Annotated in this window: 1 protein-coding gene (only partly in view); it reads left to right on the top strand. The window is 61.7% G+C overall.

What is annotated here, in order from left to right; translation table 11 throughout:
• The first annotated feature begins 224 nt into the window (after window positions 1–224).
• Window positions 225–7,566: the beginning of a DnaJ domain-containing protein gene (locus ACFW0G_RS34385; RefSeq protein ID WP_378329646.1), read on the top strand. 20,774 nt of this gene lie beyond the right edge of the window; 7,342 of the gene's 28,116 nt are visible here — the first part of the coding sequence; the start codon lies at window positions 225–227; its stop codon lies off the right edge, out of view.

Genomic DNA, 7,566 nt, shown 5'->3' with positions numbered 1-7,566 from the left:
GTGAGGGGGATTCGGGTCAGTGGGTGGCTGCGGTGGTGGATAAGAAGCCGGATGCGCCGCATTATAAGCGGGATTTCGTCAAGCCGGATAGTTCCCATGTGGAGCCTTGGAAGGCGACGCAAGTGTCAGGTGACGCGGATGTGACCAAGCCGAGCTGACCACGGCGCCGGACAAGGCCGGTGATCTTGTCTTAATTTGTCGGTTCATGGATAGGCAGGTGAGTCATGGGTGTTTTTGATATACCGGATGATCCTTTTTGGGGGCCTATTTATGAGTCGATGATGTATGTGGCGACGGGTCAGCAGTTGCCGCAGGTGAAGCCGGGTGATATGTATGCGTTGCAGGCTCGGTTGGAGGAGCATGCGAATTCGTTGTTGGGGGCTGTGGCTGATGTTGATGGTCTTTCTTCTGGTGTTTTGAGTAATGTTAGTGGGGGTACTGCGCGGGCGTTCGCGGATCATGTTCGGGGGGTGGTGGATGGGGTTCCGGGGCAGGCGGCGATGGCTCGGTATACGGGTTTTCAGTCGGCGCAGTTGGGGGTGAATGGGGAGGAGTCTGTTTATGAGGGGTGGCTTGTTCTGTGGATTTTTGCGATGGATATTTTTATCGCGGTGGTGACGGGTGATGCGTTGGGTGTTCCTGGGTTGGTGGTGGCTGGGAATAGGGCGTTTACGAAGGTTGTGGAGGAGTCGGCGGTCCAGTCGAGGTTGCTCGCGGATACGTTGAAGGGTGTTTTTGATGTGGCGAAGACGAAGGTGCGGGATAAGTGGTGGCTTGCGCGTGAGGTGGTGCAGGAGGGTGCGGAGGAGACGGTGGAGACGGGGGCTCCGCAGGCGGTGACGAGTTTGGAGCATCATCGGCAGGGTGCGGATGTGCAGTCGTTGGTGGCGTCGGCGGTCGCGGGGATGGTGGCGGCGATGTTGGCGTCGGCGATGCATATGGCTGCGGGGAAGAACAAGTTTACGAAGGATTTTATCCATACTCCGGCTGGTGCGGGGATTTTGGATTATTTTTCGGAGGCGCCGATTGATGTGTCGGTGTCGTTTATTTTGGCGGCGGGTGCGGGGATGGATCCGTTTGGGACGTTTATTTCGAGTTTTTTGATGGGTAGTACGTCGAAGGCGGTGCACAACTGGTCGCATGGGGGTGGTCATGGGGGGTCGCATGGGGGTGGTCCTGGTGTGGTGGAGGCGTCGTCGCCGGAGTTGACGTCGTCTCCGGAGGTGAAGCTGGAACACCTGGACCAGGATGGGAAACCGGCGCAGGATCCGCCGGGGGGCAAGGTCACGGAGCAGGTCGTGGGTGGGAAGCCCTCGGCTGACGGCGGCAAGCCGGGTGACAAGCCGGGTGGCCAGGTGGGGGAGGGGGCGCAGCCGTCGGCGGCTCCGCCGTATGACGCCCCGTATACGCCTCCTCCGGCCTACCGCCCCGAGCCCACACCACCGGCGGCCAGTCAGCCATCAGGCACGCCTGCGACCTCACCAACCATCACGACCTCACGAACCACCGCGACATCGCCTGCGCCCGGGACCTCGGCTGCGCCCGGGGCCCAGTCCCCAGGAGCGGAGTCTCCCCGTGAGCAGACACCGGCCGTGCGGCAGTCCGGTGGGCAGCCGTCGGTGGAGGCGCCGGTGGCTCACCAGGGCACGTCGGACGTCCGGCCGGGTGAGTCGCTGTCATCGGCGGGTCACAATCCCGCCGTGAGCGACCCCGCATCACATAGTCAGAATGCTGGTCCGGCCACCGTCACCACAGGTTCCGGCATCGGCGCGCAGCACCCGGAAGCAGGAAACACGCCGCAGACTTCCTCGCCGTCTTCGTCGTCGATCGACCCGACGCGGCACAGCAACGACCAGCAGCCGAACGAGAACGGCAGTACCCAGCAACCCGGAACCACCACCACGGCCACCGGCCAGCCAAGCCAGCCGCCGGGCAGCACACCGGCGCAGACCCCGAAACCCGAGACCAGCACACAGCAGACCTCTGGCCCGGCCAAGGAACTACCGGGATTCGACGCGACCCGGACCCAGCAGAGCGGACAGCCGCTGCCGGAAGGTAAGCCGTCGCTCGGCGAGGGCCACGCCGACCTCCGCCAGTCGCCACTCGACCAGAAAACCTCCGTCGAACCACCGCCCCTCGCACCACAGCGGACGGACTCCCCGGGCGCGGACATGACCATCGAGCAGCACGTGCCTGCCGGCCAGAACACGGCCGGGCCAGAGCACGGCCGACCGTCGGCTGACCAGCTCGGCCAGAGCTCGCAACCGGAACCCGGCACGTCCGCGCAGCTCGGCGGACCGTCGAAGGACACCACCGCCCAGCCACCGGGAACGTCGAACACGAAGCCGCCTTCGACAGGATCCCTGCGTACTCCCGAGCCCGCCCCGAACGCGGCTACCCCCGCCAAGACACGCGTCACGGAAAAGGCCCCGGAAAGCAAAGCGGACCACGATCCCACCGCCGGTCACGCGAAACCGCAAATCCGGCACCAGACCGAGATCGAAGGCCCCCACCTCCACGAAGCCCCGGCAACTGACCCCGCTGCCGCCTCGAACCGTCAGCTTTCGTCGCAGCAGAGCCACAAACCGACCGGTGATACCCCTGCGACTGCCACTACCGAAGGGGTAACCGGCAAGTCCGGAAACCGGAGCCGTGAGATCAGCGACGCGGCTGTGTTCGGCGCCTTCGAGAGTAGCCGTCCGAATAATCATATGGCGCAGCCCGGTGACACCGGCCCTGTCGCGGCAAATCAAAATCACCACGACCTGTCGAACGCGCCGAGCGTCAATCGCGGATCTGTCGAGGAATATCTGGCCAAGGGGTCCGGGATCATCGATGATTACCACGGGATTGTGTCGGAGGAGACGGGGACCGGTAAAGTCAAGGTCCCGCAGATGCTGTTGGGCTGGGTTGGCAAGAAAGAATCCCAGCTCAACGACGTGGAAAAAGGCGCGATCCGGTTGCTCTTCACGACTCATCGGGGCGATGTACGCGCACCGGTCAGTGCTGGGCGAGAGGTCAGTAGTGCGGAGTCTGCGGCGGTAAGCATTCTCAAAGGGATGGAACAGGAGATCGCCATCCGAAACGCGACCGCCACCGCGTTCGATGACTCCTGGACAGCGCTTCGCAAATCGGTTCTCATCGGTACTGAATTCACTTTTGCGCACCCGAAAATCGCTGGAATGGTTGTCAGCAACCAGGTTTCGGGCAGTAAAGAGAAGCGGCAGCAAGAAAACCTTCGAAATTTCGCCGGTCGCCTGATCGACCAGTGGGTCGACCGGGTGCGGTCGAACGCTCGCACTCTCCAGGACATCAACCTCCGGGTGGAGGATGTGGATGGTGCGAAGAAGTTAACCTATACCAATAAGGACGGGGAGACTTGGTGGTGGGCGATTGGGGTCGATGACAACTGTCTGGAAACCCAGACGATGCCTTCCCCTGCCGCCAAGTTCGAAAATGGTAGCTGGGTCGCCGAAATCGTCGACAATCACATCTTCAAGCAGGCCGACAGCTTGGGTCTCAAAATTGACAAGTCCGTCAATGGCGGTGGTGGGCATCTTTCCATCGACTCGGATACCTCGTTCGGCAGTAGTGTGGAACTGTTCCTCGCCACGGTTAAAAGCATTCAGGACGGGCATCGAGAATGGAAGGAGGCTTTCCGGAACGCCGAGGATCCGGTGAACACCCCGTGGCTGAACGATCTGCGCATGAGGGACAGCGAGGGGGGTGGCAACGCGCTGGAGGCATTCCAGGTCAAGGTTGAGGAGTTGCTCGCGGATGTCCGGGCCGGTCACCGGGACATGTCGGCCGTAGTCGATGAGCTCACTGGGTTCAACGAGAAGTTGGTGAATTCGGCGGTAGAGGATATCGGAAAAAATGCCGATACCAAGACGCAGGTCGCCGTTGTCAAGAGCCGTCCTTCGCATTACCAGGCGACCAACGTCGAACATATGACCGCCGGCGATCCCAGTCACCATCGACTGGAGCTGAGGGACATACCGGCACAGCGGAACCGCGCGGAACTGTTGGACCACATCCGTCACGTCTTCGACCGACTGCAGAACGTCCGCAGTGAGGTTCGGATCGAGCAGCAGAACCGCATCCAGGACCAGCAAAGTCGACGGCGCACCCGGAACGCGCCGGCACACGCGACTGATTCTGGCGCAGCGTCTCCCCGGCGGGAGCCGCCGAAGCGATCGGAGAAGGGGCCGGAGGCGCTCGGCAAGAAGCCAGTTGCCGATGGGGGGCACTCGCGTCCAGCGAGCGATGGACCATCGGATACCGTGCCTGCGTTGCAGAGCATCCCGAATGAGCACGCGGTTAGTGCCCCCGTCACCGTATCCACTCCTGGTAACAGTGTTGGCGCGGCGTCGGCGAGTCAGGCAGCTGCGGTGGATGTATCACGAGTGCACCTGTCGGCGTTGAAAGAGAATGATCATGATCACCGGTTCGCCAGCGAAATTGTTAACGGCCTTTTCACCGGAAAGCGCGGCGATGGCGGACGGGTGATCCTCTCCGGGGTACGCCTGGAAAATCTGGTCAAGGACGTCAAGAAGTTCTATAATCTCACCGATCACTTGCGGACGAACGAGCCGCCACGTGAAGCGTTCAAGGTCTACCGAGCGGTATTTTCTGGTAAGGATTCACTCAGCGGATCCGGATTTCATGAGGTGCTCCCCTCCTCGACCTCGCACTCGCTGAAATTTGTTCTAGAGTGGGCAAAACAGCGCGGCGGTCTGCATAACTACAGGATCATGGAGATCAGCGTTCCGCCGGAGCATCGGGTGATGATGCTGTCATTTCCGGCGGGATACGAGCGGAGTGCGGGTGATCCGCCGGAGATCAACAGCGATCAATCCGAGGTGGTGCTGGCGCCGACGGCGTTGCGTGAAACCGCCCGCCGAAGTGAGGGCGGAGCCACGATTATCTCGGTTGACGCGCATGACCTGTCATTCCAGGACGCGGTGGATCTCATTCGCGACCAATCGCCGGTAATGAGCATTCCGGAGGCATTTGAACGCTTCAAGAATTTCTACCAAGACGGGTGGCTGCAGCAGACGTACTCGTTTGACTTGCATGATGCAACGGTGACCACCGAGTTGTCCGTGGATGGCCGTAAACACACGGCAACTATTACCCGTCCGGGCTCGGGTAATCGAGTTACAGTTGAAGTCCGGCATGTGCCGCCAGAAAATGGCAAGCCTGACTCGGTGCTCGTGCAGATCACTTGCAGTGACGGCAACTGGTCTCCGAAATTGGAATTCGCAGCCAATGATCTGAACAGAATCGGTGAGTTTCTTCGTGGGCGGGTGCTGCACCAGCACGAGTCCTTTGACTCATTTCCGCTCCCGTCGGATTGGTATGATCTACCCAGTTACGATGACGTGCACGGCGTCCCGCAAAATGATTTACCCAATCATGACGACCAATCGTCGAAAATGGCTGAGGGAGACCAATCCGCTACGGCTGGTGAAGTTCATTCGAACGTTGTCAGTGTTGAGCCTTCGGACTTGGTGCTCACGTCGCGTAGCTTCCCGAACGAGGATGTTTCCCGGGAGTTTCTCCGGGGTGACAAGGAATATGGGCAGTTCGTCCTGGCTGTCAATGCTGCCGGGCGGGAAAACGGAACATTGGGGGACGGTTGTGGGCCACTCAACGTGCAGTTGGCGAAGTCCATCCAGCGAGGTGAGCCAACTACTGAGGTACCCTCGAAGGGGTTGTGGTCGCTTAATGATTTGGTCAAGGAAACAAATGGCACTCTTGTTGGGCCGTTCCATGACAATGAGCCGGTAGTTAAGCTTCTCCTGTCCTCGAAGAAAGAGTATCTTGGCGCTCTCGTCGCCAGGAAGAATCCGGGAAGCGAGACTGGGCATATCACTTTCGGGTATCTGACGTCCACTGGCAAACTCGCCTACCTGGACGCCACTATCGGCAACTTCGCCGATGTTCTCCCGATAGATCCGAGTATTCGGATCGAAAATCTGGTCGAGTCCGGAACGGATGGGATCAGGGCGGTGCTACTACCGCGCAACGAGGTGTCCAAGGCGAGTTCCGATATCCCGCCGAAGTTGCCCGGCAACGGCGTTGACGCAGTCTTCGGGGCACCCGATCGGTACGGCTATGGTGGCCGTTACGGTCCTAGTGGGTCTACTGGTCGGTACGCTGGGTCCGGCGGTACTGATTCCTCTCGTTTCGCAACGACAAGTGGTCGCGGATGGCAGCTGGGGGACGTGAAGTACCTCGAGTCCGAGGATCCCGCACAAAAGCTTAAACAGTTCAACTTTCTGGCCGATCCGGAACTGAAAGAATCCATGCGCGGCTGGTTCAGGGATGTCAGCCGGCGCCTCAAGGTAGTGCGCTCGCTGACCGGTGATTCGGTGGGGACGGCCCTGGCCAGGCCCGGCGGCGAGATCAACGTGCCGTTCGAAACTCCCCTCATAGTCGCGATCGAACCTGGGCACAGTGACTCCGCGGACGCTCGCGTCAAGTTCCGCATCGAGCCCGAAGGTAGGCCGGCCGGTGTGGGGTCGTTGAGTGTCGGGTTGGCGGCGGAGACCATCAGTACGGCTACGCACGCTGAACGCCGCAAGTCGATGTTCATTTTCGCTCTCAAGAGCGCCGGACAGCCGGATCTTGGGGTATTGGTGGCCAGCGAAATCGCGATGCGGAATCCGGGGCTGGTCGTTCGCACAACCGCGGGTGTGACGTTCGCGGAGAACGGCAAGCTCGTCGTGATGGATAACGCCGGGCTGGTGGAGTTCACCGCGCAAGTGGAGCGGAACAGCGGCGGCGGCCGGTCCATCGTTCTCCGCAAGTCGATCGTGCCCGACAGCCAGTTCAGCGACGCCGAACAGGGCGCGCCGAGGCCGTCGCGGCCAGAAGATCACGGTCCGGATCGTCGTCGGCCGACTGAGAGTCCGTCGCGGCCGAACCGGCCCGAGAGCGGTTCTGGACAACACCGGCCGACTCAGCCTGGTCCGAACCCGGCGCCGGGTACATCTTCCAACGCGCGAAGTAACGCGTACAAGTTGCTAAATCTCAGTGAGCACGCGAAGCCGGATCTGAGGACGATCGAGCAGGCATACAGGGCCGCCCAGATCAAGGCAGGCCTCAACGAGGCCAAGCTGGGGGAGGCCACCTGGGCCTTCGAGCTGCTGACGGCAGACCTGGACCGTAGGACAGCGAGCGACGAACAGGCGGGCAGCCGGTTCCAGCATGGCGACCGGCCCGCCGCCAAAGAGGACAGGGGCAACGATCAGGAGGCGTGGAGGCGGCAGCGGGAGGAGGCGCGGGGGGAGGCGCGGGCGCGGGAGGCGCGGAGGCGGGAGCGGGAGGCGCGGGAGTGGGAGGCGCGGAGGCGGGAGCGGGAGGAGGCGCGGGCGCGGGAGGCGCGGAGGCGGGAGCGGGAGGCGTGGGAGGCGTGGGAGGCGTGGATGCGGGAGGAGGATCTGAGGCAGAAGAAGGAGGAGGCGCGGAGGCAGGAGGAGGCGAGGCAAAAGCGGGCGAACGTTTTGACCGGTGACTACCTTGGTCACTACAAGGCGCTTGGTCTCACGCCTAACGCTA

The organism is Amycolatopsis sp. NPDC058986 (assembly GCF_042741125.1).
Classification (GTDB): domain Bacteria; phylum Actinomycetota; class Actinomycetes; order Mycobacteriales; family Pseudonocardiaceae; genus Amycolatopsis.
This window is presented reverse-complemented; position numbering and strand designations above follow the sequence as displayed.